Here is a 270-nt window from a genome sequence, read left to right on the forward strand (position 1 = left end):
GGTAATAGGCGTCTTCGCACCAGTACGGCTCGCCGTACATGGTGTGGAAACGGAAGCCGAACTCGGTTGCTTTTTCGCGCCAGTCCGGGCGCTCGGTAATGGCAATACGTTTCATGCATCAACCGCCCATGCTGCGAGAGCCGGAGTTGGAGGTGGCGCTGCTGCGCTGCATGCTGGTCTGCTTGGCCACGGTCTCGCCGAAACCGCCGCGGGTCACGGTGTTGGTGACCGCAGGCTTCGGCGCCATGGCGGTTTTCGGCACCGTCATGG

General features: G+C 63.0%; 2 protein-coding genes. Both read right to left on the minus strand.

Features of this window, described 5'->3' with window-relative positions:
* On the minus strand, window positions 1-115 hold a 115-nt coding region (locus AC4IFT_RS22500; protein WP_490752954.1), incomplete at its 3' end, for a glutathionylspermidine synthase family protein.
* A 3-nt stretch (window positions 116-118) separates the two neighbouring features.
* On the minus strand, window positions 119-270 hold a 152-nt coding region (locus AC4IFT_RS22505; protein ID WP_490752956.1), incomplete at its 5' end, for a DUF1190 domain-containing protein.

The organism is Providencia sp. UF-183, from assembly GCF_058246155.1.